The organism is Bacillus sp. 5mfcol3.1 (assembly GCF_900114335.1).
Taxonomy (GTDB): domain Bacteria; phylum Bacillota; class Bacilli; order Bacillales; family Bacillaceae_G; genus Bacillus_A; species Bacillus_A thuringiensis_S.
In genome coordinates this window covers 871,443-897,844 of sequence record NZ_FOST01000002.1, presented here as the reverse complement: position 1 = coordinate 897,844, position 26,402 = coordinate 871,443, and the positions used below count along the sequence as shown (strand labels likewise).

The window sequence follows — 26,402 nt, the reverse complement described above, 5'->3', positions numbered from 1 at the left end:
CTGTTCTATAAAGAACTCACTTCCACCAATTGTACCATAAAACGTACTATGTTACCTTTAATTCCCGAAGTAAATTCTAATTTTTGAGCCTTCTTTTACTTTAGCTCCCGCTTCTGGTGATTGCTTAATTACTTTCTCTCCATCTCCACTTATATCAAGCTGCAAATCGACGAGTTGTGTTTGTAAATCTTTCTTTTTCATTCCAATTAAATTCGGAACTTCCACAGTTGGTGTATCGCCCCATTTATATTCTTTTTCAACTTGTTCTTTTCTCGGTTTCACTCCCATAACAGGAAGCGCATCTCGAAGGATATTCCCGACAATTGGAGCTGCTACCACTCCACCAAACTGTGTAACCCCTTTTGGATTATCAACAGCAACATACACAACAATCTCTGGATCATCCGCTGGAGCAAATCCGATAAAAGATACAATATAATTATTCTCTAAATATTTACCATCTTTCACCTTTTGAGCAGTACCCGTTTTTCCACCTACACGATATCCATCAATATAAGCACCTTTACCAGAACCTTTCGCTACAACATTCTCTAATGCATAACGAACTTTTTCTGAAGTTTCCTTGGAAATAACTTTTCTTTTCTCAACAGGTGTCTTTTTACTAACAACTTGATTATTTTTCGGATCAATAAACTCCTTAGCTATATACGGCTGATACAATGTTCCACCATTTACAGCCGCCGCTACAGCTGCTACTTGTTGAATTGGTGTAACAGAAACCCCTTGGCCGAATGAAGTTGTCGCTTGCTCTACTGGACCAACTTTATCTAAATTAAATAAAATCCCACTGCCTTCACCTTGCAAGTCAATCCCAGTCTTCTGCCCAAAACCAAAATTACGAATGTATTTAAATAATCGGTCTTTACCAAGGCGATCACCAAGTTCAATAAATCCCGGGTTACATGAGTTTTGAACGACTTCTAAAAACGTTTGACTGCCATGACCTCCTGCTTTCCAGCATTTCAATCTAGCTCCACCGACTTCAGCTGCTCCATCATCATAAAACGTATCCTTCTCTAAGTCTACTAAATTTTCATTCAATGCTGCAGCTAGTGTAATGATCTTAAATGTTGAACCAGGCTCATACGTACTCCACACAGGTAGATTTCTGTTATACACTTCTGGAGAGACACTTTGAAAATCCGCTGGATCAAAACTCGGCCGACTAGACATACCTAAAATTTCACCATTTTTAGGATTCATTGCAATTGCAATCATACCGTCTGGATTATAAGTTGACTCCGCAATATTCATTTCTCTTTCCATAATCCTTGTAATACGCGCATCGATTGTTAATCCTAAATTCAAACCGGCTTCTGGCTTTTTGAAATCATCACCAACATTAGGCATCCTTTGTCCTTTCGCATCTGCAAAAAAACGAACATGACCTTTGTCCCCATTTAGCTCTTTATCATAATATTTTTCTAGCCCCATAAGACCTTGGTTATCGCTACCTGCAAAACCTAATACATGTGATAAAAAGTTTCCAAATGGATAGTACCGGATAGAATCCTCTGCGATATACACGCCCTTCAAACTTAATCCTCGTACTTCTTTCGCTTTGTCATGTGATATTTTCCTTCCGCCTTTATCTAACCTTACAATCGATTCTTTTTTTGTAATTCTTTTATAAATCTCATCTTTTTCCACACCTAATACTGCAGCTAACTTCTCTGCAGTCTCTGCTGGTTTTTCAATTTGCCTCGGTACAACAAAGACAGTTGGAGCACTTTTATTCGTGGCAAGTTCCACACCATTTCGGTCTAAAATTTTCCCACGTTCGGGTTCAAAAGTAATATTACGACTCCATGAATCTTTCGCACGATCCGTTAACATATTCCCAAGAAAAAATTGCACATATCCAAGACGAATATCGATAATAGTGAAAATAAGTATACCTGATATAAGTATAAAAATAAGTCGTTTTCTAACTGTTACATTTGATACACGCATATCGGAACAAGCCTCCCTTACGCCTAGCTTGTTCCAATATATGCTTGTACTTATTTAATTAGAACTTCTTCTCTTTTACCATTACGGCTTTTCTGCTTCTTGTTGTGGTTCGAGTGGCGGTACGAGTGTGACACCTAATTCTGTACCAGGTTGTAATAATGTTCCTTCCGCCACACTTTGCTCTGTTACGTATCCTGTACCAGAAGGCTTCAAGTTAAGCTGTAATGTCTTCGCTAAATTCATAACATCACGCAGTGCCCATCCTTGTATATTTGGCATTGTAGGCTTATCTCCTACCAAGAAGACTCGGTCGCCTTTCAATGTTTGTTCAGTTGCTTTTGGTACTTGTTGCTGTACTTTCCCTTCACCTAGTACGATTGGACGAAGTTTTGCTTTATCAATTGCTTTCCCCGCTTCAGCCATCGTTTTACCAGTTACATCTGGAACAGTAGTTTGTTGTTCTTTCAGATGTTTTTTCGGATCTTTCACTTCATTTGGCTTAATCTTTAAATACTCTAAACTATTTTTTGTTACATATTTAAAAATATCAGCTAAAGGCTGTGCACCGTTCTCATCATCTTTTAATTTCGGCTGTTTAACAGCTACATACACAACAAGTTGTGGGTCGTCCATTGGTGCCATACCTAAGAATGAGAATATATAATTCTGTCTTCCTGTCATATAGCCGCCTTTTCCATCCGGAATTTGCGCTGTCCCTGTTTTACCACCAACTGAATATCCATCAATTTTATAAGCTGTCCCTGTACCTTTCGGAGATGTAACAACACGTTCTAATAACTGTCTTACTTGCGCTGCTGTTTCCTTTGTAACAGGTTTTCCTACTTCTTCTGGCTTATGTTCTAATTTTACTTTGTCTGTTATTGGATCTACAATTTTATCAATTGCATAAGGTTTCATCATTTTCCCATCATTTGCAATGGCCGTTGCAGCTTGTACAAGCTGAATTGGTGTTACAGTGGAACCTTGTCCAAAAGCTGTTGTCACTTGTTGTATTTGCTGATCAAATAAAATTGTATTCGATCCTTCACCTGATAAATCAATGTTCGTTTTTTCATCTAATCCAAAACTATGAATATATTTTCGGAAACGTTCTGGACCAAGTTTTTGATCTCCTAAAATTGCAAACGCTACGTTTGAAGAACGCTCTACCCCTTCATCAAACGTGATAGAGCCCCAACCAGCACCACCGTTATGATCTTTTATTTTCCTATTTCCGACTTGATATGTCCCGGACTGATAATAATCTTGCCCTTTGTACACACCTTCATTAATAGCTGCCGCTAACGTGAAAATTTTCATTGTTGATCCAGGTTCAAATGCATTGGCAATTGCGTCATTGAAGAAATATTTAATTTGACGATCATTAGGGTCATAACTAGGTTTAGTAGACATCGCTAATATTTTTCCGGTTTTTGGATCTGCAACAATCCCTATTAAACTTTCTGGCTCATATTGCTTACTTGCTGCTTTCATCGCGTCTTCTAAATAACTTTGGACACGTTGATCAATTGTTAAATAAGCGTTATCTCCATTTTTAGGTGCCTTTACATTAACTTTTCCACCATCAAGGGATACACCTTTACGATCACCTGTATACGCTACTTCTCCATTAGAAGCACTTAAGTATTTATCCAAGCTTTTTTCTATGCCAAATTGACCTACCGAGGTTCCATTCTCATTTGGTTTTGCATGACCTATAACGTAAGATGCAAAATCACCGTTTGGATACACCCTTGCATTTTCTGTAATAAAAGATATTCCCGGCAATTTCAACGCTTCTATTTGTTCCTTCTTTTCTTTCGTCAAATCCTTGCCTAACGTTCCAAATTCGACTTGACTTCTACCTTCCTTATTTAAAGAAGCTAAAATATCCTCTTCGCCTTTTCCAAGTACTCCTGCAATTTTCTTTGCAGTATCTTCTTTATTCTCAACAGAGTTAGCACCTTTTAGCGCAGCTACTATTTTATAAGAGTTTGCGTCTTGTGCTAACACATGACCGTTTTGATCATAGATGGTTCCTCGGTTCGCTTCAAGAACTCCTTTTTTACTATGCTTTTGTTTAGCAAGTGCATCTAAATCCTGATTATGAACTGTTCCTGTTGATTGTATGTAAAAAAATCGGGCTAATAACAGCAAAAAGAGCAGGAGGAAAAATATCATAAAATAACCTGCTCCCTTATTGGTATGAAATTTAGTCATATTCTTCTTCATCGTTCCTTCACACCTATTGCCTTATTTGAGGCCTTTCACATTATTCGCATTAATTTCTAGCCCATGTTTTTTTGCAACTTCAGCGATTCGTTCATAGCGACTTAACTTCTCTACTTCAGCTTGTAATTCTTGATTTTCTTTTTGCTGCTGTACAATTTTTTCTTCTATCGTCGCTGCTTCTACATTAACTTGATAAAGGCCTGCTTTATTTCCAATAAACGCGACACAGGCATACAATAAAAAGCCAATAAACGCTACATACAACAGTTTTTCGATTCTTGTAATTTTCGCTTTAACCTTCGGCTTAGCCATCTGCTGTGGGGGCGTTTGAATTTGCACCTCTTCTTGCGCTTGTTGTTTGTACTTTACAGCTAAATTAGTCATACCTCTCTCTCCCTTTTATCGTTTTTCAGCGATTCTCAACTTCGCAGAACGCGCACGATTATTTTCTTCTAGCTCTATATCAGAAGGTAAAATCGGTTTTCTTGTAATAAGCTTTAATTTCGGCTTAAATTCATCAGGAATAATCGGTAATCCTGGTGGCAATTGTGGCGTTGTACTATTTCGCTTAAACGTTGTTTTACAAATACGATCTTCCAATGAATGGAATGTTATAACACTAACCCTTCCACCTGGCTTAACCATCTCAATAGCAGATTCCAATGCTTCTTCAAATACTTTTAATTCATCATTTACAGCTATACGAATTGCCTGAAACACCCGCTTAGCAGGATGCCCACCAGTTCTACGAGCAGGAGCCGGAATACCTTCTTTAATTAGCTCTACTAATTCTCCTGTCGTTTCAATAGCTTTATTCTCACGATAAGCTTCAATTTTTCTTGCAATTTGTTTTGAAAATTTCTCTTCACCGTATTGGAAGAAAATCCTTACAAGTTGTTCATATGACCAGCTATTTACAACATCATATGCCGTTAATGGGGCATCTTGATCCATCCGCATATCTAACGGTGCATCATGATGATAACTAAAGCCTCGCTCTGGTGTATCTAATTGTGGGGATGAAACACCTAAATCAAATAAAATACCGTCTACTTCTGTTATACCTATTTCTTGCAGTTTTTCAGCTAAATAACGGAAGTTACTCTTTACTGTTATAAACTGTTCACCGTATGAAGAGAACTTTTCTTTCGCGTTTTGAATCGCTATCTCATCTTGATCAAACGCTATTAATTTTCCACCTTCAGTTAATTGGGATAATAAATAAGAACTATGTCCTCCTCCCCCCAGTGTACAATCTACATATGTACCATCTGGCTTTATATCTAAGCCGTCTACTGTTTCCTTTAAAAGCACTGTTACGTGTTTAAACATTGTTGCACCTACTCTTTTTCCAATTAATTATGTTGAATGTATCCCTTCCTCTAAGCACATATTTCACGCTTAGAGAATGAAATAATACGAAAGAACGACTCATTTAACTTACCAACAAAGGCAACATACTATACAAATCGCTATTTTCTTTTATTATATACTAAATTTTATCATCTTTTGCGGGAATTTAAATAAAAAACTGTCGAAAAAGCGAATAATACGTTTACATTTTGTGCTATTTTGTCATATATTTAAGTATCCAACACAATTACCATATCCAACACTTTTTTTGATTGATAATTCAGAAAAAAATCACTTCACAGTAAATTCAACGGAATAAAAATAAAATCCTGCTCCAAAGAGCAAGATTTTATAGTTTTATAACATGATGTTTTCCGTCCCAAGAAAAAGGGTTTTCCATTACACGATCAACGAAATCCAAACCAAACTGATTTAAATAATAACATACATTCCACACACGTTCTTGCGGCGCACCTAATGGACGAAGTGCGAATTGTATACGGCGGAATTTATTTAGCTCAACCTCATACTTTTTCTCAACATTTCTTTTCAACATTCTTTCCAGCAGTTCAATTTGTTCATTAATTTTCAATTCGTTTTTCCCTGCAAACGCACCTAATCCTGGCTCTATTTTCTTTACAAATTGCTGTAAAGATATATGAATATCGGCAATTTCTTTTTTCGCCTTTTCAAAATGATCATCAATCGGTTCCTCTACTCGATTAGACAACCAGTTTTCACGCAGTTTATCGACATCATTTAAAAACGGATCACTTTCTCTCAATTGCAGATCGAATAAATCTGTCGCTATATCTCTCTCCACATAAGTAATTGTAAGACGAGGAACGACAGGTGGCATTTGAAAACCGACAGTATGGAATACTTGTTGTAATTCACTCCAATAAGCTAATTCCCCTGGACCTCCAATAAATGCGAGCGTAGGAAATACATACTCTTGCATAAGAGGACGCGTTACAACATTATTACTAAAACGTGCCGGATTTCTCTCCATTTCTTCAATCAACTCTTCATATGAAAAGGAATGCGCCCCATCCTTTCCAACAAACTTACCTTGATGCTCTTCAAGCAATACTCGTTCATTATCTATTTCCATGAATATATGCACTGCATGAGACTTCGTTTCAATAATCGGTTTGTATCCTAGTTCTTTAATTACTTCCTGCTGATTACGAAGCCCCTCTTGCACCTCTTTATACTTACTTATAATTCGCTTAAAAAATGGAATTTCTAACTTTCTTAATTCAGGATGATGTGAATCAACAAGGATTAAACCAGAATTAGCAAAGATTTTCGTAATAAGATGAGCAAAGAAATCTACATACGTATTCGATTTTTTCAAAGCATCATCAACAAATTTTAATACATCCTTTGTAAAATTTGTTTCTGGGTATGTTTTAAAAATCTCTTCAATCCAACTTCTACAATCTTCAACAGAAAGTTCAGACTCAGAAGCACTCGCCTTTTTCGGATTACGATCATAAAAAATAGTTTTTTTCATCTTTTTATTTTTCGCTACAAAAGTATGGTTAATCTCATCCATATCATGATCTTCACCCGCAATCCAGAAGACAGGGACAACTTTAACTCCTAAACTTTCTTCCTTTTCCTTTGCAAGCTGTAAAATTGAAATAACTTTATGAATTGTATAAAGCGGTCCAGTTAATAACCCCGCTTGTTGTCCAGCTATAACAACATATGTATTTTCATCTCCAAGCGCTTTTACATTTTGAAGTGTAGATTCTCCCGCTTGTAATTTTGTATTATATTCTAATAAATGCGCTACTAAATCTTGGCGGAAAAACTCCCTTTCACGCAAATCATGTAAACGTTGTTTAAAAGCATCTTCTGTTAACATATAATCAAAACATGACTGTATCTCTTTTTTACCGTTCATATAGTCCGCTACAACACCTTGTTGCGGAACAGAGATTTCTTTTATCTCCATATAATTCTTCCTTTCGTATCCAGTTCTCTCACCAATCCACATTGTAGTCAATGTTTCACTTAAAAGCAAAGAATAACACTTATACTCTTGTTTCTAACCCCTTTATTGCATCGAACAAAAATTGAAGTATCGGAACTGGTCGTTGCTGTTTCTTAGCCTCTTCTAATACATACCCAACAATCGCATTAATTTCCGTCTGTCTATTCGCTCTTACATCCGCTAACATAGAGGATGTATTACGAGACGTTCCTTCACACACATTTCGTACCATTTGCCATACCATTTCTTTTTCTCCTCTAATAAGAAATGCGACCTCCTGAAACACTTGCTCCATCATTTGATAAAAAAAACGATTCGTGATTAATTCACCATTCTTAACTCCCAATAACGCTGTCAACGGATTGATACATACATTTACTACTAATTTTTTGCGCATAATCTCTTCCCAATCTGTTTCTATTTGAACTGGAAAATAAGCAACCGGAAAAGAATGAAATATTTTTTTAAAATGTATAGATTGGCCACAAACCACTCCAAATCTCGTTACACCTACTCCAGTATGATGAACGATGTGCCCTCCCTCTTTTTTCGCACCATGTTCTACAATACCAACAGCTATATTTTCACTCCCTATTTGCAGCATCTTTGGAAGATGCGACATTCCGTTTTGCAAAAAGATTAATGATGATGCACCTTCCACAAACGGTAGTATGTCATCTATATGATATTGCTTCACAGCAATAAATATATAATCTAAATTTTGCGCTACCATACTTTCTATCGGTAAAACAGCTGGATATACTGTTTCACATCTTCCATCTCTAATACAAGTTACACCTGTTTCATTTAACTCTTCAGCTTGCTTAGCTGTTCTTGTAAACAACGTAACATCTTGGTTACTTTTTTGTAAATAAAATGTATACAATAGACCAATAGCACCTGGTCCGACAATTCCAATTTTCATTTTCACACAAGGGATTCACATTAAGCGCCCTTGCCTCCCCCCTTTTTTATATCTTTTTAAAGTACATAAGCACACCCTATAATTTCGTTGTCCTCTGCCAAACAAATACACTCTCACTTTTCACTATGTATATACTGCCTATTAATACGCTTATACTCTTAGTTTAGCAAATCCTCAAAAAAATAATAAAAGAAATATACTATCTTCTTCATAAAAATAAAAAAATGAGTTATACTATTATTATAAATATTTTTACTTTTCTGCATTCAACGAGATAAGAAAAGGATGTGATGTAATGGGATTCCCAAAAGTTGAGCGCTTGCTCATCAATTATAAAACGTTAGATGAATTCAAAAAATTTAAAGGGTGCGGAGCCCAGGAACTATCTATGCTGGAAGAATTGCAAGCAAACATTATTGAAAACGACAGTGAATCTCCATTTTACGGTATTTATTATGGCGGATCACTAATCGCACGTATGAGTCTATATATGAAAAGAAACGGCGGAGAACCATTCGAAATTACAGGTCCTTACCTAGAACTTTATAAACTTGAAGTATTACCAACTTTTCAAAAACAAGGATTCGGACAAATGCTTGTAAATCATGCGAAACAACTCCAATTTCCTATTAAAACGATAGCGCGTATTCATTCAGCTGGTTTTTGGGATAAATTAAATTTCAGCCCCGTATCAGTAACTGATGGAGATTTTTATATTTGGCATCCAGAAACAAATTTGAATGCGGTTACAAATGAAGAATCGGCTTAAGAAATAAAAAAAACAGCTGTATAACAGCTGTTTTTTTATTTCTTAAGCTTCTCTAACTTCTCAGTCGAGCGAGCATTGTTTCTTTCCGCTACCATTACACTTCTTTTTTGATCGATATAATCAAGCAATGTTCTATACTCTTCCTCATATACTGATAATCGCTCCAGAAGACGCTCTCTTTCTGTTTGTAATGATTCAACTTGTTGTTGCAACACCGTTAAAGAGTTTTCATCTTTATAATTTTGCAAGAAATCAATAACATCATTCAACGTAATTGACGTAGGTTCTAACACTTTTGTCTCTTTCACTTCATAATTTTCTACTTTACGAAGTTGCTTCGCTTCCTCAATACGTTCTTTATATTGCTTTCTTACGTAAGAATTCCATCTAAATCCACATGCTGCTGGTGTACGAGATAAATTTTTCCCCACTTCCTTAAAGGCAGAAAGTTGTGTTCCACCTTCTCGAATATGCCGGAGTACTACTTCTGCCAGAAGCAAATCTTCATCATCAGTCCAAGCATCTTGTCTTGTTGTCGCCATTTCTCTAGTCCTCCCTATGCATTTTTTATTAAGCATATGCAGTTACTAGAAAAGATAGAATACAACAACTAAAGATTAAGACAAAAAAAATAAACGCAGAAGATATCTTCTGCGTTTATTTTCCCACAATTACTTGCTGATTACTTCTTTACCTTTGTAAGTACCGCATGCTTTACATACACGGTGAGCTAATTTCGCTTCACCACAGCTTGGGCACTCTACCATACCAGGTACTGATAATTTGAAATGCGTACGACGCTTTCTTTTTACTGTTTTAGAAGTTCTTCTAAAAGGTACAGCCATTCTTCCCACCTCCTTAAAAGAAATAGTTATTTTCATATGAAGGCCTGAACCAGTCTTCCGATTATTTGTCAAAAAACTTTGCAAGTCCTGCCAATCTTGGATCAACAGTCTTTTCTTTGTCTTCTTCCGAAATCACTTGCCAGTCTTGACCTTGCGTCGGTGCTCCACCAGAAACATCATCACTGAAAATTTGCATTGGAATCTCCAAAAGTATATTTTCCTTGATTACGGGCAGTAAGTCAAGTACTTCTCCTTCTAAACAATGAATTTCAGCTTCAGCTTCAAATTCTTCTTGTGAAGTTTGGAACACCTCAGTTGTTTTAATGTCAAATGGTAATGTCACATCTACTAAAGAGCGAGAACATGGTAAAACCATGCTTCCAGTTATATGTAGATGAAACGTAAACTTACCGGAGCCAAAATCAACTCTTCCCGTTACATGAACAGGATTAATTTCACGAATATCTTTCTCGACCTCTTTTAGCTCACTTACATCTACCATCTCATCCAATGTCAATCCTTTATTTCTCAATTTATTCAATTGATGGATGGACCATTTCATATCATATCACCTCAAGGCAACAAACAAAATTATAGCTAGCCATTTTATATTTGTCAATGTTTTTTCTTTACACTATAATGAAGTCATCATAGTAAATAATATATAGAGTATCACGTTTTTCAAAAAGATGCTACATCGAAAGGAGAGATTACCATAAAAGCTGGTGGTATTGTTGTTGAATATAACCCTTTTCATAACGGTCACCTTTATCATGTGCAACAGACAAAAAAGTTAACACAATCCGATATAATAATTGCCGTTATGAGTGGTCCTTTTTTACAGCGTGGTGAGCCCGCACTCATTTCCAAATGGTATCGCACTAAAATGGCCTTAGCAAACGGCGTAGACCTTGTTGTAGAGCTTCCATACGTCTTTGCAACACAAAAGGCTGAAACCTTCGCAAATGGTGCTATTTCCATTTTAAATGCCCTACATGTTTCTGAAATTTGTTTCGGTAGTGAGGATGGACAAATCGAAAATTTTTATAATACCATCTCCGTACAAAAAAACGAAGAAGAGACTTTTAACTGCCTTGTAAAACAATTCATGGACGCTGGAAATAGTTATGCAAAAGCAACATCGGATGCTTTTTCACACATTTTAACATCCGAAAAAAACATAGATATGTCACAACCAAATAATATTTTAGGCTTCCAATATATGAAAGCAATTCTGTCACAAAATAGCTCTATACAAGCTCAAACTATAAAAAGATTCGCCTCTCATTATCATGATGAAACATTTAATGACCAACATATTGCAAGCGCGACAAGCATTCGGAAACAACTCTTTAGCGAAGAAGGATCATTTACAACAATTGAACCTTTTCTCCCACAGGCAACCACTTCGCTTTTAGCAAATTACAAACAAAACTACGGGATATTACATAATTGGGAACAATACTTTTCATTTTTTAAATATAAACTCATGACAATGTCTTCAGGAGACTTACGACATATATATGAAATAGAAGAAGGTTTAGAGCATCGTATTTTATCAAAAATACAAAACAGTTCCTCCTTCTATTCATTCATGGAAGCATTAAAAACAAAACGTTATACATGGACTAGACTACAAAGAGCTTGTACACACATTTTAACAAACACAACAAAAGAGGAAATACGTAGCGCAAATATAGAACAACATGCACCATATATCCGCCTGCTAGGCATGTCACAAAAAGGACAAACTTATCTTTCAAAAAACAAGAAAAAAATCGAACTTCCAATCCTTACTCATACAAAAACATTTGACCATGCTGCTTTAGATATAGAGAAAAAAGCAAACTCTGTATATTTCTCCATCATGCACGAACCGTTACGCACGCAACTATTAAAACAGGATATAACACACCATCCTATTCGCTATGATGAAACAACTACAAAATTCCTATAAAAAAACCTCTCTATTTCAGAGAGGTTTTTTCCTTATCCATCTTTTCTAAATATGTTAACGCATCATCCAGCGTATCCACTGGTACAATTTTCATTTTTGTTTTAATGTCCTTTGCAGTCTCAAGTGCATTTTTATAGTTCGATTTCTCCGCTCCTTTTTCATTTGGCGCAAAGAACACCTCAGCCCCAGCATCGCTAGCAGCCACCACTTTTTGATTTATACCACCAATCGGGCCAACTTCTCCTTTTTCATTAATTGTACCTGTTCCAGCTATTTCATGTCCTTTTGTTAAGTCTTCTTCCACAAGTTGATTATATATTTCTAATGTGAACATTAAACCTGCGGATGGTCCACCAATTTCATGAGAATTAATTTTCACTTTCGGATCGACCACTAATTCTCTTTCCGTAACGATAGAAACACCTATACCGACACGTCCATTCCCATTAGGAATCGTCTTTACATTTAAATTTTCTTTCAATTGTTTTCCATTTCTCATGTACTCAATACTTACAGCATCGCTTTCTTTTTTCCCAGTCATATATTCAATAAATTGCTCCGTCTTTTCAAATGTTTTTCCATCAACAGCTATAATAACATCACCAAGCTTAAGCTTTCCTTCTGACGGCATTCCTTTTGCCACACCAGCAACTAATACACCTTTATTTTCAAAAGAAACGGAGCGATTTGCACGTTTATATGCATTATAAATTGCTGCATTTTGTGAATCTTTCATCGCATAATTTTGGCGAAATTGATATTCTTCATCACTCTCACCTTTTTGCAATATTTCTTCCGCTTTTGAAATATGTGTATATTTATTAAACTGTGCCGCTATTAAATTCACCACATTTGCTGGTCCCATTGAAACCGTAACAAGCATAAAATCACCAGATTCTTTCGTTCCACCCTCAACTTGAACGTAAGGCTCTAATTTGGCAGCCATTCCTGGTTTTGTTACATAATACGGTAAACGCACGTAAACAAGTAACATCGCCAATATAACCCCTATTAAGATTGCATATATAAACCGAAAACGCTTAAACATTATGTTTCTCCTTCCACTGCTCAATTAATAAATAAATATTTGAAACATGTTTTTCCGCTTCTACTTCTCCAACTCGAATAATGTCTTCAATGTTTGTAAAAGCACGTGAACTAAATTGCTCTACAGCTGGTCGCATCATTAAATCCGATGCAATTTGCCGATTCATTACAAGCTCATGCTGCATAATTTCTATACTTTGCATGATTACGTCATAAATGGACGTAACATCGCCATTCACCTTAATTGGAGACACATCCACAGCGATAACAATATCGGCCCCTAATTCTTTCACAACCGATACTGGGATACGATCAATAACCCCACCATCCACTAATAATCGTCCATCTATTTTTTCTGGTACAAACACTCCAGGAACAGATATGCTAGCCCTCACCGCATCTGCAACTGGTCCACTTGTAAAAACCACTTTTTCCCCCTTCAATATGTCAGTAGCCACAACAGCCGTCGGGATATCTAACTCTTCTAAATTTTTATTATATGTAAACATTTTAATCATATCTTTGACACGTTTTCCAGCAATAAATCCCATTTTCGGTACCGTGAAATCTAAATAATACTTCCGCTTGAAAACAGATGCCAATTTATACAATCTTTCAACGTTACTACTTGCCGCATAAAACGTACCTATTAGCGCCCCCATACTACTTCCTGCAATCATATGAATAGGGATACCAGCTTCCCTTAAAACCTTTATTACACCAATATGAGCAAACCCTTTCGCTCCTCCAGACCCAAGTGCTAAACCAATCTTTGGTTCTTTCATTTTTCTCACCCTTTAATTTTTTTCATTCCTTTTTCATACTTATGGTCTAAATTCACTACGTATCCACGTATACTGAAATGAACGTTTTTTGGGACAAAGGGGGATTTACTTACATGTATGAAAAATGGAAAACCGCTTTCCTTACCATATCAACGCTTTTTTTAACCTTTTCTCTTGTACTCCACCCCCAAGCCGCTTTACAAGCTTCTATTCGCGGGTTAAATATATGGTGGGAAGTTGTATTCCCTTCACTACTACCGTTTTTCATCATTGCGGAACTTCTAATTAGTATCGGTGTTGTAAAATTTATTGGCGTTATATTAGAACCACTCATGCGCCCACTTTTTCGCGTTCCAGGGATAGGTGGATTCGTTTGGGCAATGGGAATGGCTTCAGGTTTCCCTGCAGGCGCCAAACTAAGCGCTAGACTACGAAAAAGCAACCTTTTAACTCAGATTGAAGCGGAGCGCCTCGTTTCTTTCACAAATTCTTCTAATCCACTTTTTATTTTCGGTGCTGTGTCTATCGGTTTTTTTAATAATCCAAAATTAGGGATTATATTAGCGGCTGCCCATTATTTAAGTAACTTTGCTGTCGGATTAATTATGCGTTTTTACGGCCATAATACCGCTTACAAAAATAATACACACACTACAAAAAAACGCCGCTTTCAAAACCCTTTTTTAATTCTTCACGAGACACGCTTACAAGAAAAAAGACCAATCGGTAAATTACTTGGGGATGCTATCGTTTCTTCTATTCAAACATTACTTATGATTGGCGGATTTATTATTTTATTCTCTGTGTTAAATAAAATGATTACTGTATTCCACATTACAGCAGCTCTTTCTTTTATTATGCAACATATTTTATCATTCTTCCAACTAAGTACAGATTTTAGTATACCTATATTATCAGGTGTTTTCGAAATGACACTCGGAAGCCAAATGATTAGTCAAATAAATGAAACACCCCTCTTACAACAAGCTATGGTAACAAGCTTCATTTTAGCATTTAGCGGTCTTTCTATTCAGGCACAAGTTGCTAGCATATTAGCTGAAACAGACATCCGATTTAAACCCTATTTTTTCGCACGAATTATTCAAAGTATTCTTGCCCCTATTTTTACATTTATATTTTGGACACCATTTTATGAGAAAGTAAGTTCTTTCTCACCTATGCAAAAAGATATTCCTGTATTTTTATCCAAGCATCCTTCTATACTACATGAAATTTGGACATCTTTTATACATTACGGACCAATTTTCACATTATTTTGTCTATATTTATATGTTATTTTATTATTTTTTCGCACGTATAAAGAAAAACCCCGTTCACTTTAACGGGGTTTGAAACTTTTCTTTTAAAGCACGCTCTACAATAGGAGGCACAAGATCTACTACACTCCCTCCATACCTCGCAACTTCTTTCACAATACTCGAGCTTAAAAATGAATATTGGTTGTTTGTCATAATAAAAAATGTTTCAATATTTTCATCTAATTTTCGATTCATAGAAGTAATTTGCATCTCATATTCAAAATCAGAAACTGCTCGTAAACCACGTAATATTGCATTTGCATTACGCATTTTTGCATACTCTACTAACAGCCCACTATGCGAATCTACTTTTACATTCGGGATATCCTTTGTCGCTTCTCGAATTAGTTCTAATCGCTCTTCAACTGAAAAGAATGGTTTTTTAGATGAATTGTTTAAAACGACTACGTACACCTCATCAAATACTTTTGCTCCCCTTTTAATAATATCCAGATGCCCAAGGGTAATTGGATCAAAACTTCCTGAAGAAATAGCTATACTTGTCATTCTGTCCCCTCACCTTCATACTTATAAATCGATATTGCAGTAATCCCATAATTCTCAGCTCGTACTTTTACAAGCTTTCCTATTGAATCAGGTAAAACTACATCATTACCATGCTCTGCCATAATTAATCCATCACTATGTAGCAATCCATGTTGATCCATTACACTAATTAAAGATACAATTTTTTGCTCTTTATATGGTGGGTCTATTAATATAAGATCGAATGACATTTCACGTTTTATAAGCGCCTTTACTGCACGTTCCGCATCATTTCGATATACTTCAGCTTGTTCCTGTATTCTACAACTTTCTAAATTTTGATGAATTACTTTTATCGCTTTACTATCCCTATCAACAAAAATCGCTTTATCGATCCCTCTGCTCAAAGCCTCAATTCCAAGGCCACCACTACCACCAAATAAATCAAGGGCGATACCACCATCAAAATAAGGACCTATCATATTAAAAATAGATTCTTTTACTTTATCTGTCGTTGGACGTGTTGTATTACCAGGAACCGCTTTAAGTGGGTGTCCTTTACATTTTCCTGAAACTACTCTCATCTGTTGTCACTACCTTTATTTCAATCTATCGAGCGATTATAGAAAGCCATTCCCACTTTGGTAACCGTTAACAAATTACATTCACCAAAATATTAGAAAACTCAGCATCAAATAACCACTCATTATTTTTATGTATTCATCTCATCATTCACTAATATGAATCCAATATGTATATTAGTTCCACTTTATCTTTTTTATCCTATCACAAAATAAAAAAAAGAAAAATAAAAAGCCTGACATAAAATTTAATTTCATTATGTATATCTTCATTTAGATTGGACATAAATAATTATAACAACATCACCTTCGATGTTGTTGCCAACCGCGGAGAAGACTTACGTTTCCCCATAAGTTCTTCCTCCGGTTTCTCCTCTCCCTTTGCCTTCTTACTAGTACATGCTAGTATAAGAAGGGCCCTGCTATGCAGGGTTTTTTTTCTTTGTGTGCTTTTCATTTAAAAAGTGAAATGGTACAGTAAAAGAAAGAGGAGGAAAAAATATGATTCAACGCTTTATAGAACTCGGAGAAGGCTACTCTGATTTATATGAATTACTTGAAATTGCCAAAACAAATCAAGAACGTATAGCACATATGTTACAATTTGAAACGATAAAAAACGATAAAAGAGTGTGTTCGCTTGTTGTAATATTAAAACCAACTACTACTGGTGATTTCCAACCATTATACATATGTCGTGAAGGCATTCCTGTATTTGAAAATAAAAAAAGTAAACGTGTCATTTTATTTGAAGAAACGGCAGAGCAACTCGGAAAAAAAGTGGCTACTTTTACTGTAAAGCCATCTACAACTTTCCCAGAAAAAGAACTATTTTTTAATCATTTAATTGGTATTTTACGAATGAACAATTTCATTCCTCCGATGAAATAACACTTTATTTCAATTAAAAAATCCCCCGCTAAATTTAGCAGGGGATTTTTTCTATTAGCTATAATCGTATTCTTTTGCTCGATCAGGACGGGAATTTTCAAATTCCGTTTTTAAATACGGGCGATACGACTGTTCTATCTTTTTCACAAAAGGAAGTTTGTTCAACTTATGCATCATATGCTCAATTTGTTCCATGTCACAATATACTACAGCATATTTTAATCGTTTTGATATGTAATGTATATTACCATATTTCCTTAAAATCTTGGCATGTTTCAATGAATGTAAATAAACAATCATACTTTGTCGTTGCCCGAACATAATCTTCTCCATCTTCTCCTTTTAAAAACATATATTTTATATTCTATGAAAACCAATCAGAAATTTATAACATTACAGGACAAACTCTGTATACGTTTTCTTCCAACTTCTAAAAAACGGGGTACATCACCCCGTTTTTTTACAACCACAACCTCCGCCAGTACCACAACCTCCACCACAGCCACCAGCATCAAAGAATGGATTTCCTGTTGGTACTTTAATGGAAGAAGACACTTCCGAACCGATTGCTACACTAACTTCATCTAATAACTTCTGCAAAGCAGTTTCTGCTCTTTTAAAAGCTGCAACCTTATCATGTAAGTCCACAGAACGCTTTAATTCTCTCATTTTCATCGATACGGTAGTGTAGTCAGGATGGTATTTTCCAAAGCGCTGTACTTCCTCATACCGTTCTTTCATCGCTGTAAATTGCTGAATTAACGTCTGAAGTTCTATATCTTCATGTAATTCTCTATAATACTTACGATAATCTTCTGCTATATCTGAACAGATAATCGCTTTTGCAAGCTGCTCTGCCTTATCTAATATTAATACGCTTTCTAGCGTCGCTACAATCATGAGAGACACCTCCGAGTATCCATCATACCACATTTAGATTAGAACTACTAATTGAAGTGACTTACTCAAAAGAAAGATATAATGAAACTATTTTCACACTATATCCGTACACACTTATACATTAATATGTTCCGCTATATTATATTTAAGAACATCCCATTTCCCACTATTTTGTTTCACATAACTAATACACGCATTTTTTAATGGTGTCTTAAATGTAATTTCATCTGGTTCAATGGCATGTAAAATTGCTTTTATCGCGTGTGAGTGAGCAACAATAATAATACGTTTGCCAAAATGAGTTGTTGCAACATCTTCTAAAGCAGCAAAGCAACGAGCTACAATCTCTTCATCTTGCTCCATACCTTCTACTTTACCCTCAGCAATCAACTCTCTAACAGTCGCAACTGGCTTCCCTGAAGCTTCTCCAAAATTCCGTTCAACAAATCGATCATCTAATAAAATCGATTGTAATCCAGCCGCCTTTGCGATTTCATTAGCCGTTTCTTGCGCTCTAATTAACGGGCTACTTATAATGATATCCCACGTTTCTTCTTGTAAAGCAGCTGCACTTTGACTCGCTTGCTTCTTACCAACTTCATTAAGCGGAATATCTTCTCGTCCCTGAATAATTTCTTGAAAATTCCAATCAGTTTGTCCATGTCGTACTAAACAAATTTCCGTCATGCTGCAACTCCTTTTTAAATAATCAATCTCTATTGTAACAAAAGTTCTGCATGACGGACATATTTTTCACTTGTAATTAGGTTGCATTTTGTTGCTTCATATACTGAAACATATCAATCATGATGGAAGCAACAGCCAATTGATTTTGAAATTTTTCCACTTTATCTGGTATTGTTTTTTTGAAATGTTGCATCGCCGCTAACTCAAAAGCCTCTTTTTCTTCAGGATTTCGTGTTAATTTTCTATACCAGTACGGTTGCTCTCTAATATAGCGAGATAAATCCTCATCAGCCTTTATAAACTCCATAATTTCTGCTCTCATCATCTTTCCCCCTAATCCTTTTGAAAGAAAAACGGGTTATTTTCTGAAGTACTTTGTTCTTGCTGCGTACGGTTACCTTGAAATTGCTGAATAACTTGTTGCACGCTCCCAATAGCACTCGTCACATTAGCTAAATGGTTCTGCATTTGTTCCACGTCCAACTTTTTAAAAAAAGAAAGCATTTGCCCCATCACATCAGCAGTTTTTTCCTCTTCAGTTCGATTATCTTCTTCTTTTTTATTTTCTTTTACCGAAGAAAACGCAGGCGCTCCATCCGGTCTATAAGTTGCCCATATTGGATCTTCTTCACCCAGTAAGTACCATTCTTCATAAAATTGTTGCCAAGTTTTGTGACCACTTCTAACCTCATGAACCATTTTAGGGTGATGGTTTACAAATTCTTTAAACTGTTGAACCGATGGATGTAACGGCCCTTTTGTTGTTGGCATAATCCTCACCTCTCCATGTATATCTACTATATAGTAAGAAAAAAAAGGCACATGGTTCGCCTATTTTTAGACGATTCATGCACCTTTTTTTCTGCTATTTGCATACGGTCAGATTCCCACCTACAATTCAGTGAATACGAAGTAACTAATTAGGTGATGTAACACCCCACCGCTTACAGTTTCGCTTTATTTTCGAATAAAGTTTTGTGTATAAAATTTATCGTATACACCAACACCTAATCCTGTAAATTGTTCATTTAATAAATTCTTTCTATGCCCCTCACTATTTAACCAACCTTGCACTGCCGCAATTCCATCACTATGTTGCGCCGCTATGTTCTCACCAGCAAGTTGAAATCCTACTTTCCCGCGCTGCAAACGATCTCCTAGCGTACCTAATGTAGGTGAGTCATGAGAAAAATAATTATTGTCTTTCATATCTTTACTGTGACCAACAGCAACATCTGCCGTTTCCTGATCCCATGTTAATAATGGTAATTTATGACGACTTCGAATGATATTTGTTAAATCAAAAATTTGTTGCATATTCCCATTTTCTACTTGTTTTATCTTTTCTGGAGTCAATGGTTGTTCTGCTATTAATTCACCTGAATAAACGAGCTGATATGGTCTTTGGCGTAATAAAGTTTCATCATCCATATAACGAACACCCACAAGCTCATGTGTAAATTGATCAAAATACAATTGCGCCCATCCATCTTCTACAGGTATTAACGGTTGTTCCATGACTTCGGTATCAGATAGTTCAAATTGATAACTATTTTTCCCTCTTTTTAATGAAATTTCATGCGAAAGCGGACTTTTTTTATATACTTCTTCATATTTTTCATTTATATAATAAGGTGGAACCTTAACTTGTTCACCAGCAGCGTACGCCGTTATAACTTTACGTTCAGAAACTCCGAATTGAACATACTGAGTTAAATCCTGATTGTATACCCACCATTCATATCCGTATGCAGATGGCTCTATTCGAGAGGGTTCTCCCCACTTCGCTAATAAATTTTCAGAGTCTTCACCAATCATATTTAAAACAGTGTCTGAGGAGTCTTCCTTAATTTGCTTTTTCTTTTTCACAATTTTATTTTCTTGCTTTGATTGAGATGGGGTTAATATATATTGTGAAACGAGTAATTTCCCGTATAAATCAACAGCTAAAATTAAAATTGTAATCATTACGATACGCAATAATTTCTTCAAACGATATACCTCCTGAACAAAACATAAAATTGAGATATACACAAATCCTTTTCTTTCTTTTTGTGTGTACCGTACTCTTTTCACTATATCATATTTTTGTGAAAAAAGTCTGGATTATCCCTTTTCTCTCAATATGAATTGCACTTTCTTATTATTCATACTATTATAAAAATAATGGTGTAACATTAAAAAAGGAGGTATTATATGCAATTTACAAATACGAAATTTAATGGAGCCGTCGTTGAATTAACTCTTTTAACTGAAATCATGGAAAACAACCACTTCGTACTTGCTGGACAGTGGGATTATGAACGGGTTACATACGATTATAAATTTGAAATATTAAAGGATGTTTATTATTTGCGAGTGCAAGGCGTTGCTGTTGAAGGTGACATTGGCAGTAGACACGCTGAAGTAAAACTACTCCCTCCCTTATTAGGAAAACATTATTATCCTCACGGCGTTGAATATGGCGATGATGAGACTTTCCCAACGAATGTACTTCAAAAAAGTGAACAACTCCTACAAAATGTCGAAAAAGAGTTAAAAGAACTTCAAATTATTGATTAACAAAAACAAGCGCATCAATATGATGCGCTTGTTTTTTCCCTCCCCTAAGAATGAATCGTTTTTTTTACTGGATATCCATAAATAGATCCATCTTTTACTTTAATCTCATCTTCCCAAGGAACCTTATATTTACCTTCAGCTAAATCTTTTACAAACGTATATGGATTTTCTTTCACCCCACCAGGAGTTGCTACATATCCTCTTGAACCTAGATTATATATATTATTTTCTAATCCCCATCCTAATCTAGCCTGATCTGCTAGTTCTGGATATACTTCAGCAGTAACAATCTCCCAAGGATTTCGATGCCCCTGTACTAAAGTAGTCCCATCAAAATTACATACTTGTCCTTCACCAAAGTAATAAAATACACCATCATAACCCGCTAAGTTTACCGACAATGTATACATTAAATTCTGCCATGCATTTGAACGATTGGTTAGCATCCATTGTTCACTAACTTGTGTGCTATACCCAGAAATACGAATCAAGACATTTGCACCTTTATAGGCCGCTTCACGAGCTACTTCAGGGAACATGCCATCATGACAAATACAAACAGCTAATTTACTTCCTCCAGGTCCATCACAAACAGGTAAACCTAAATCTCCAGCTTTCCAAGGCTCGACTGGCACCCAAGGATTTAGCTTACGATACTTCAAAATCATTTCACCTTGTGGATCAATAATAACTGCTGTATTATATGGCTCTCCACCATCAGGGTTTTTTTCCATTATTGAAAAAACACCATATACTTTAGATTCCTTACATGCCTCAGCAAATAAGTCTGTTTCTGGCCCAGGCACTGTACATAAAAATTCTTCTGTAGTCCATTTTTTTGTATTGAGCCCTTGTGTACTATATTCAGGAAATACTATCAATTCTAATCCAGGGTAACCTGATTTGGTCGAATGAATTGTTTTTATGATTTGTTGAATTTGTTTATCAATGTCTGCACGTGACTCTACTACTGGTACTGGATATTGAATTAGCGCTGTCAAAAAACCACTAATCGGCTTTACCATACTTCCACTACTACCCATTTAAATTCCCCCTTAAAATAGTTCGTGTTTATTAAAGATAACAATATATTTTTGTAACTCTCTAAAAAACTTGCACTACATATGGAATTATTACGCATGAAAGCTAGTAGTAAATTTTATATCCACTTTTAGTACACGCCTACACTAACTTAACATAAATAATTAGAAAATTCAATCTTTCATAAAAAACTAAAACTAAGTAAAAAAAGCGTATGGAATCCCATACACTTTTTTTACTTAGTTTGTAAATACGGCGGCAATTGTTGCAACTGCTCCTTATCCTTTTCACGTTCTCTACGTGCCCATCTAAAGAATACATAGCCTATAATTGTACCGTACACTATTTCCTGGACAATTTTCATTATGATACCACCAGTTTGCTGGTCTTGTACTACTGGCATCCAGTGCAAAAATTCCGGTCCCGTTATATTTAAATCTGATAAAGTGCCCGCTGGTACACATAGTTCCATCGCTTTCATCCAAGCAGCCGGATCCGTATACGTTGCAAATAACGGGGCTGTCGCAAAAATTATTAACGCACAAGCTGGCGTTAATAATATACCATTAGCAAACATGTAACCAAGTTTCTTTATATCACTTAACGTTTGATATTCTGGTAATGGATTTAACATCGGCCACCACATCATGATTGCTGTAAAAAACAATATAGCGAGACAAATAGGATGAGCAATTTGACTTTGTTTTACCGTATCAAAAACAACTGGTAAATGATAAAAAGAAAACAGGCCGTTAAATACAAACAACGCAATAAGTGGTTTAGCAAATACCTTTAATATAATTTGAACGAACTTAAAAGAAGTAATGTAACGATATAACCAAGTTGGTATACCAAGCAACAGTAACGGTGGAACTGCAATATACATGACTGCCATTTCAAACATATGAGCACTAAATATAATATGGCCAATTAAATCAATAGGCCCTCCCTTTACAAAATACAAAAGAACAATACCAGTCGTAAAATAAAAAATTTGCTTCTTACTCACCTTCGTCGCATTTTCAAATCGCATTCTATAAGGTCCAATAATTAAGAAGTACCCAATAAGAATCGAAAGCATAAATAATAAAAAAATTGGACTCCATAAAGCCTGAAAACCAAATATCCACAAGTTACTCATTTTCACACCTACCTTCGTAAGGTTATCCCATAATATGAAGAGGGAGCTGTGACAACACAAGCTCCCTTATATTTCACTTTTCAAATCCACACAATTGTCATAAAAGCTAAAATTGTAATTAACCCTATTAGCAGGCCAGAGTAAAGAAAGAAACTTGCTGCTTCATGTCCTTTATGGCTCATATGCATAAAATAATACAATTGAAAAATTACTTGTACCACTGCTAATAGTAAAATAAATGGCACAGAGAAAGTCGGACTAAAAGTTTTTGGATACGCCACTGCTACAAATGCAACTAATGTTAAAAAAATCATTAATGCAAACGTAATAACTTGATGCTTCATTTCCTCCGCACTTTTTCTCTTCCGATAAACAAGATCAACTTTAGGATTATTTGTTTGCTTTATCGCCATTGTTTATCCCACCATTCCCATTAAATATACTACAGTGAAAATAAACACCCAAACTACGTCAATAAAGTGCCAATAAATTGATGCAACATAAAACTTCGGTGCATTGTATAAATTTAGACCTCTCTTCGCATTTCTAAAGATTAATGTTAAAATCCAACACAACCCAAACAATACGTGGAGTCCATGTGTACCAACAAGAGCATAAAATGCAGAGCCAAACGCACTACTTCTCATAGTATGCTTAAATTCATGTGTATAATGATAAAACTCATATATCTCAAACCCTAAAAATCCTAAACCTAGCAATACAGTTACTAGTAACCAAAGTTGCATTTTCTTAAAGTTAAAGTTTTTCATGTGATACATCGCATATACACTTGTTAAGCTACTCGTTAATAAAAGCATCGTCATAATGAAAACGAGTGGCATTTGGAACATTTCTTGAGATGTTGGTCCACCATTTGTAGAATTCTTTAATGCTAAATATGTTCCGAATAAGGAAGCGAACAACACTGTTTCGCCTCCAAGAAATAACCAAAAACCGACAAACTTATTTTTCCCTTCAAGGGTTGCTTTTTCAGGCTCTGCTGGAAATGTTTCATTCGTTAATTTTTCATCTACATGCATTATGCCTTGCCCCCCTTATCATCTAAATCTTCCTTATGAATATGGTATCCATGATCATCGATTACTGAACGTAGGAACATTGCGCCAAATGTAATGATTAAACCAATAATTGCTACTAATAACCAGAACTTATCTTTTCCGCCCTGCATATACATTGCACCAAATGCCGCTATAAACAATCCGAAAGAAATGACAAATGGTGAAAACGAAGGATTTGGCATATGAATATCACCAATTGGTTCCGCTGCTGTCATCTCTTTATTACCTTCACGTTTTTCAATCCAAAACGGATCTAATCCGCGAACAAATGGTAGTTGTTTAAAGTTATATTCTGGTGTCGGTGCTGGCATCGTCCATTCTAATGTACGTGCATCCCACGGATCACGACCAGCTTTTTCTTTTGATACTGTCGTTTTAATTACATTGAATAGAAGAACAATCGTCCCAAGAGCCATAAACACCGCTCCGATAGAACTAATCATATTCCCCATTTCCAACCCTTGCCCTTCAAGATATGTGTAGTAACGGCGCGGCATACCAATCAAGCCAAGGAAATGCTGAATAAAGAACGTTAAATGGAAACCGATAAAGAATAGCCAAAACGTTATCTTTCCTAATGTTTCATTTAATACTTTATTAAACATCAGTGGCCAATAATAATGAGCTCCTGCAAGTAAACCAAATACAACACCGCCAACGATTACATAATGAAAATGTGCTACTACGAAATAATTATCATGAAATTGATAATCAGCTGGTGCAGATGCTAGCATAACCCCTGTAACTCCACCCATGACGAATGATGGAATGAAAGCTACTGCCCACATCATCGGTGTCGTAAAACGAATATTTCCGCCCCACATTGTAAAGAGCCAGTTGAATATTTTGATACCAGTCGGAACCGCAATCGCCATTGTTGCAACTGAGAAAATAGCATTAGCAACTGGACCAAGTCCAACAGTAAACATATGATGCGCCCATACCATAAATCCTAAAAATCCAATTAATACAGTCGCAAACACCATCGATGAATAACCAAACAATCGTTTTTTCGAAAATGTCGCGAAGATTTCTGAGAATATTCCGAAAGCTGGGAGTATAAGAATGTATACTTCTGGATGACCGAAAATCCAGAATAAATGCTCCCATATAATTGTATTCCCACCCAATGCTGGATTAAAGAAACTTGTTCCAAATAAACGATCTAACATTAAAAGTCCTAATCCTACAGTTAACGGTGGAAAAGCGAATAATATAAGCGAAGATGTTACAAATGTCGTCCATGTAAACATCGGCATACGCATATACGTCATTCCTGGCGCACGCATATTAATAATGGTGACAAGGAAGTTAATCCCTCCAATTAATGTACCAATACCTGAGATTTGCAAACCGAGTACATAGAAATCAACACCATGACCTTTAGAGGCTAAAGCTAAAGATGCATAAGATGTCCATCCTGCATCAGGTGCTCCACCTAAAAACCAACTTAAATTTAAAAATACTCCACCAAAGAAAAATAACCAAAATCCGAGTGAATTCAAAAACGGGAACGCTACATCACGTGCACCAATTTGAAGTGGTACAGCGGCGTTCATAAATGCAAACACGAGTGGCATAGCTGCGAGGAAAATCATTGTTGTACCGTGCATCGTCAATACTTGATTATAAGCATCCCCAACAAGAAAAGCGTTGTTAGGAATCGCTAATTGAAGGCGAATAAATAGAGCTTCTATTCCGCCTATTACAAAAAACAATCCACCTGCAATTAAATAGAGAATGGCAATCTTTTTATGGTCTACTGTCGTTAAATAATCCCATATGACAGCACCCATCCCCTGTTTTTTTGCTACAGAACTCAC

Annotated in this window: 29 protein-coding genes; 5 read left to right on the top strand and 24 right to left on the bottom strand. The window is 35.9% G+C overall.

All coding sequences use genetic code 11. The features are described 5' to 3' along the window. Positions 1-57 precede the first annotated feature (57 nt). From BM089_RS14170 to panE, 6 genes are all read right to left on the bottom strand, one after another. Positions 58-1,974: a stage V sporulation protein D gene (locus tag BM089_RS14170; RefSeq protein WP_001266235.1), complete on the bottom strand. Its 1,917-nt coding sequence runs from the start codon at positions 1,972-1,974 to the stop codon at positions 58-60. 81 nt (positions 1,975-2,055) lie between these two features. Next, complete coding sequence (locus tag BM089_RS14165; RefSeq protein ID WP_002094122.1) at positions 2,056-4,155, bottom strand: penicillin-binding protein; 2,100 nt, start codon at positions 4,153-4,155, stop codon at positions 2,056-2,058. Between the two features lie 72 nt (positions 4,156-4,227). Continuing rightward, entirely contained in the window at positions 4,228-4,590 is a 363-nt protein-coding gene (ftsL, locus tag BM089_RS14160; protein ID WP_000182804.1) for a cell division protein FtsL, read from the bottom strand. A 15-nt stretch (positions 4,591-4,605) separates the two neighbouring features. Next, positions 4,606-5,538 (bottom strand): 16S rRNA (cytosine(1402)-N(4))-methyltransferase RsmH, encoded by a 933-nt coding sequence (gene rsmH / locus BM089_RS14155; RefSeq protein ID WP_000472508.1) that lies wholly within the window; start codon positions 5,536-5,538, stop codon positions 4,606-4,608. A gap of 370 nt (positions 5,539-5,908) precedes the next feature. Then, complete coding sequence (gene bshC, locus BM089_RS14150) at positions 5,909-7,525, bottom strand: bacillithiol biosynthesis cysteine-adding enzyme BshC (protein ID WP_000403041.1); 1,617 nt, start codon at positions 7,523-7,525, stop codon at positions 5,909-5,911. Between the two features lie 79 nt (positions 7,526-7,604). Then, on the bottom strand, positions 7,605-8,489 hold the full coding sequence (gene panE, locus BM089_RS14145; RefSeq protein WP_002094123.1) for a 2-dehydropantoate 2-reductase: 885 nt from the start codon (positions 8,487-8,489) through the stop codon (positions 7,605-7,607). Between the two features lie 295 nt (positions 8,490-8,784). Between panE and BM089_RS14140 the strand changes: the two genes are divergently transcribed. Further along, a complete protein-coding gene (locus BM089_RS14140; protein WP_000506690.1) occupies positions 8,785-9,258 on the top strand; it encodes an N-acetyltransferase in 474 nt (157 codons plus the stop codon). 35 nt (positions 9,259-9,293) lie between these two features. On the opposite strand, the gene BM089_RS14135 is transcribed toward BM089_RS14140, so the two are convergent. The 3 genes from BM089_RS14135 to BM089_RS14125 form a co-directional block, all read right to left on the bottom strand. After that, the gene (locus BM089_RS14135) at positions 9,294-9,800 is read right to left on the bottom strand and encodes an RsfA family transcriptional regulator (protein WP_000246469.1); all 507 of its coding nucleotides are present in this window, start codon (positions 9,798-9,800) and stop codon (positions 9,294-9,296) included. A 129-nt stretch (positions 9,801-9,929) separates the two neighbouring features. After that, positions 9,930-10,103: a 50S ribosomal protein L32 gene (gene rpmF, locus BM089_RS14130; protein WP_001984764.1), complete on the bottom strand. Its 174-nt coding sequence runs from the start codon at positions 10,101-10,103 to the stop codon at positions 9,930-9,932. Positions 10,104-10,164: 61 nt separating this feature from the next. After that, positions 10,165-10,665, bottom strand: coding sequence for a YceD family protein (locus BM089_RS14125; RefSeq protein ID WP_090977172.1), 501 nt, complete (start codon positions 10,663-10,665; stop codon positions 10,165-10,167). A gap of 213 nt (positions 10,666-10,878) precedes the next feature. Here BM089_RS14125 and BM089_RS14120 point away from each other — a divergent pair, with 213 nt between their 5' ends. Continuing rightward, entirely contained in the window at positions 10,879-12,060 is a 1,182-nt protein-coding gene (locus BM089_RS14120) for a nucleotidyltransferase (RefSeq protein ID WP_254791360.1), read from the top strand. Positions 12,061-12,070: 10 nt separating this feature from the next. Here BM089_RS14120 and BM089_RS14115 read toward each other — a convergent pair whose 3' ends face one another. Next, complete coding sequence (locus tag BM089_RS14115) at positions 12,071-13,108, bottom strand: SepM family pheromone-processing serine protease (protein ID WP_000476299.1); 1,038 nt, start codon at positions 13,106-13,108, stop codon at positions 12,071-12,073. Beyond that, on the bottom strand, positions 13,101-13,892 hold the full coding sequence (locus tag BM089_RS14110; protein WP_000662590.1) for a patatin-like phospholipase family protein: 792 nt from the start codon (positions 13,890-13,892) through the stop codon (positions 13,101-13,103). Before BM089_RS14110 ends, BM089_RS14115 begins: the two co-directional genes overlap by 8 nt. Positions 13,893-14,005: 113 nt before the next feature. On the opposite strand from BM089_RS14110, the gene ylbJ reads away from it, so the two are divergent. Then, the gene (gene ylbJ, locus BM089_RS14105) at positions 14,006-15,235 is read left to right on the top strand and encodes a sporulation integral membrane protein YlbJ (protein WP_000273089.1); all 1,230 of its coding nucleotides are present in this window, start codon (positions 14,006-14,008) and stop codon (positions 15,233-15,235) included. On the opposite strand, the gene coaD is transcribed toward ylbJ, so the two are convergent. Both coaD and rsmD read right to left on the bottom strand, forming a co-directional pair. Then, positions 15,227-15,718: a pantetheine-phosphate adenylyltransferase gene (gene coaD, locus BM089_RS14100; RefSeq protein WP_000200601.1), complete on the bottom strand. Its 492-nt coding sequence runs from the start codon at positions 15,716-15,718 to the stop codon at positions 15,227-15,229. The two genes, ylbJ and coaD, sit on opposite strands and share 9 nt — an antisense overlap. Then, positions 15,715-16,281, bottom strand: coding sequence for a 16S rRNA (guanine(966)-N(2))-methyltransferase RsmD (gene rsmD, locus BM089_RS14095; RefSeq protein WP_001266976.1), 567 nt, complete (start codon positions 16,279-16,281; stop codon positions 15,715-15,717). The genes coaD and rsmD overlap by 4 nt, the downstream gene beginning before the upstream one ends. Positions 16,282-16,779: 498 nt before the next feature. On the opposite strand from rsmD, the gene BM089_RS14090 reads away from it, so the two are divergent. Beyond that, positions 16,780-17,169, top strand: a complete 390-nt coding sequence (locus tag BM089_RS14090; protein ID WP_090977168.1) for a DUF7147 family protein — start codon at positions 16,780-16,782, stop codon at positions 17,167-17,169. Between the two features lie 54 nt (positions 17,170-17,223). Here BM089_RS14090 and BM089_RS14085 read toward each other — a convergent pair whose 3' ends face one another. From BM089_RS14085 to BM089_RS14060, 6 genes are all read right to left on the bottom strand, one after another. After that, on the bottom strand, positions 17,224-17,490 hold the full coding sequence (locus BM089_RS14085) for a YlbG family protein (protein WP_002082261.1): 267 nt from the start codon (positions 17,488-17,490) through the stop codon (positions 17,224-17,226). Positions 17,491-17,616: 126 nt separating this feature from the next. Continuing rightward, positions 17,617-18,069 (bottom strand): YlbF/YmcA family competence regulator, encoded by a 453-nt coding sequence (locus BM089_RS14080; RefSeq protein WP_000634361.1) that lies wholly within the window; start codon positions 18,067-18,069, stop codon positions 17,617-17,619. Between the two features lie 114 nt (positions 18,070-18,183). After that, entirely contained in the window at positions 18,184-18,756 is a 573-nt protein-coding gene (locus tag BM089_RS14075; RefSeq protein ID WP_000134944.1) for a histidine phosphatase family protein, read from the bottom strand. A gap of 76 nt (positions 18,757-18,832) precedes the next feature. Further along, a complete protein-coding gene (locus tag BM089_RS14070) occupies positions 18,833-19,078 on the bottom strand; it encodes a YlbE-like family protein (RefSeq protein ID WP_001200990.1) in 246 nt (81 codons plus the stop codon). An 11-nt stretch (positions 19,079-19,089) separates the two neighbouring features. Then, positions 19,090-19,527, bottom strand: a complete 438-nt coding sequence (locus tag BM089_RS14065) for a YlbD family protein (RefSeq protein WP_001143345.1) — start codon at positions 19,525-19,527, stop codon at positions 19,090-19,092. A 186-nt stretch (positions 19,528-19,713) separates the two neighbouring features. Next, positions 19,714-20,748 carry a CAP domain-containing protein gene (locus BM089_RS14060; protein WP_000735387.1) on the bottom strand — a complete coding sequence of 345 codons (1,035 nt, stop codon included), beginning with the start codon at positions 20,746-20,748 and terminating at the stop codon, positions 19,714-19,716. 204 nt (positions 20,749-20,952) lie between these two features. Here BM089_RS14060 and BM089_RS14055 point away from each other — a divergent pair, with 204 nt between their 5' ends. Next, on the top strand, positions 20,953-21,318 hold the full coding sequence (locus BM089_RS14055; RefSeq protein ID WP_001160948.1) for a YugN family protein: 366 nt from the start codon (positions 20,953-20,955) through the stop codon (positions 21,316-21,318). A 44-nt stretch (positions 21,319-21,362) separates the two neighbouring features. Here the strand turns inward: BM089_RS14055 and BM089_RS14050 are convergent, their stop codons facing one another. From BM089_RS14050 to ctaD, 5 genes are all read right to left on the bottom strand, one after another. Beyond that, the gene (locus BM089_RS14050) at positions 21,363-22,361 is read right to left on the bottom strand and encodes a formamidase (protein ID WP_000535802.1); all 999 of its coding nucleotides are present in this window, start codon (positions 22,359-22,361) and stop codon (positions 21,363-21,365) included. A 233-nt stretch (positions 22,362-22,594) separates the two neighbouring features. Then, positions 22,595-23,500, bottom strand: a complete 906-nt coding sequence (ctaG, locus tag BM089_RS14045; protein ID WP_000069031.1) for a cytochrome c oxidase assembly factor CtaG — start codon at positions 23,498-23,500, stop codon at positions 22,595-22,597. Between the two features lie 80 nt (positions 23,501-23,580). Next, complete coding sequence (gene ctaF / locus BM089_RS14040; protein ID WP_000985703.1) at positions 23,581-23,913, bottom strand: cytochrome c oxidase subunit IVB; 333 nt, start codon at positions 23,911-23,913, stop codon at positions 23,581-23,583. A 3-nt stretch (positions 23,914-23,916) separates the two neighbouring features. Next, positions 23,917-24,540, bottom strand: coding sequence for a cytochrome c oxidase subunit III (gene ctaE, locus BM089_RS14035; protein WP_000557861.1), 624 nt, complete (start codon positions 24,538-24,540; stop codon positions 23,917-23,919). Beyond that, complete coding sequence (gene ctaD, locus BM089_RS14030) at positions 24,540-26,375, bottom strand: cytochrome c oxidase subunit I (RefSeq protein WP_170924972.1); 1,836 nt, start codon at positions 26,373-26,375, stop codon at positions 24,540-24,542. Before ctaD ends, ctaE begins: the two co-directional genes overlap by 1 nt. Between the last annotated feature and the right edge of the window lie 27 nt (positions 26,376-26,402).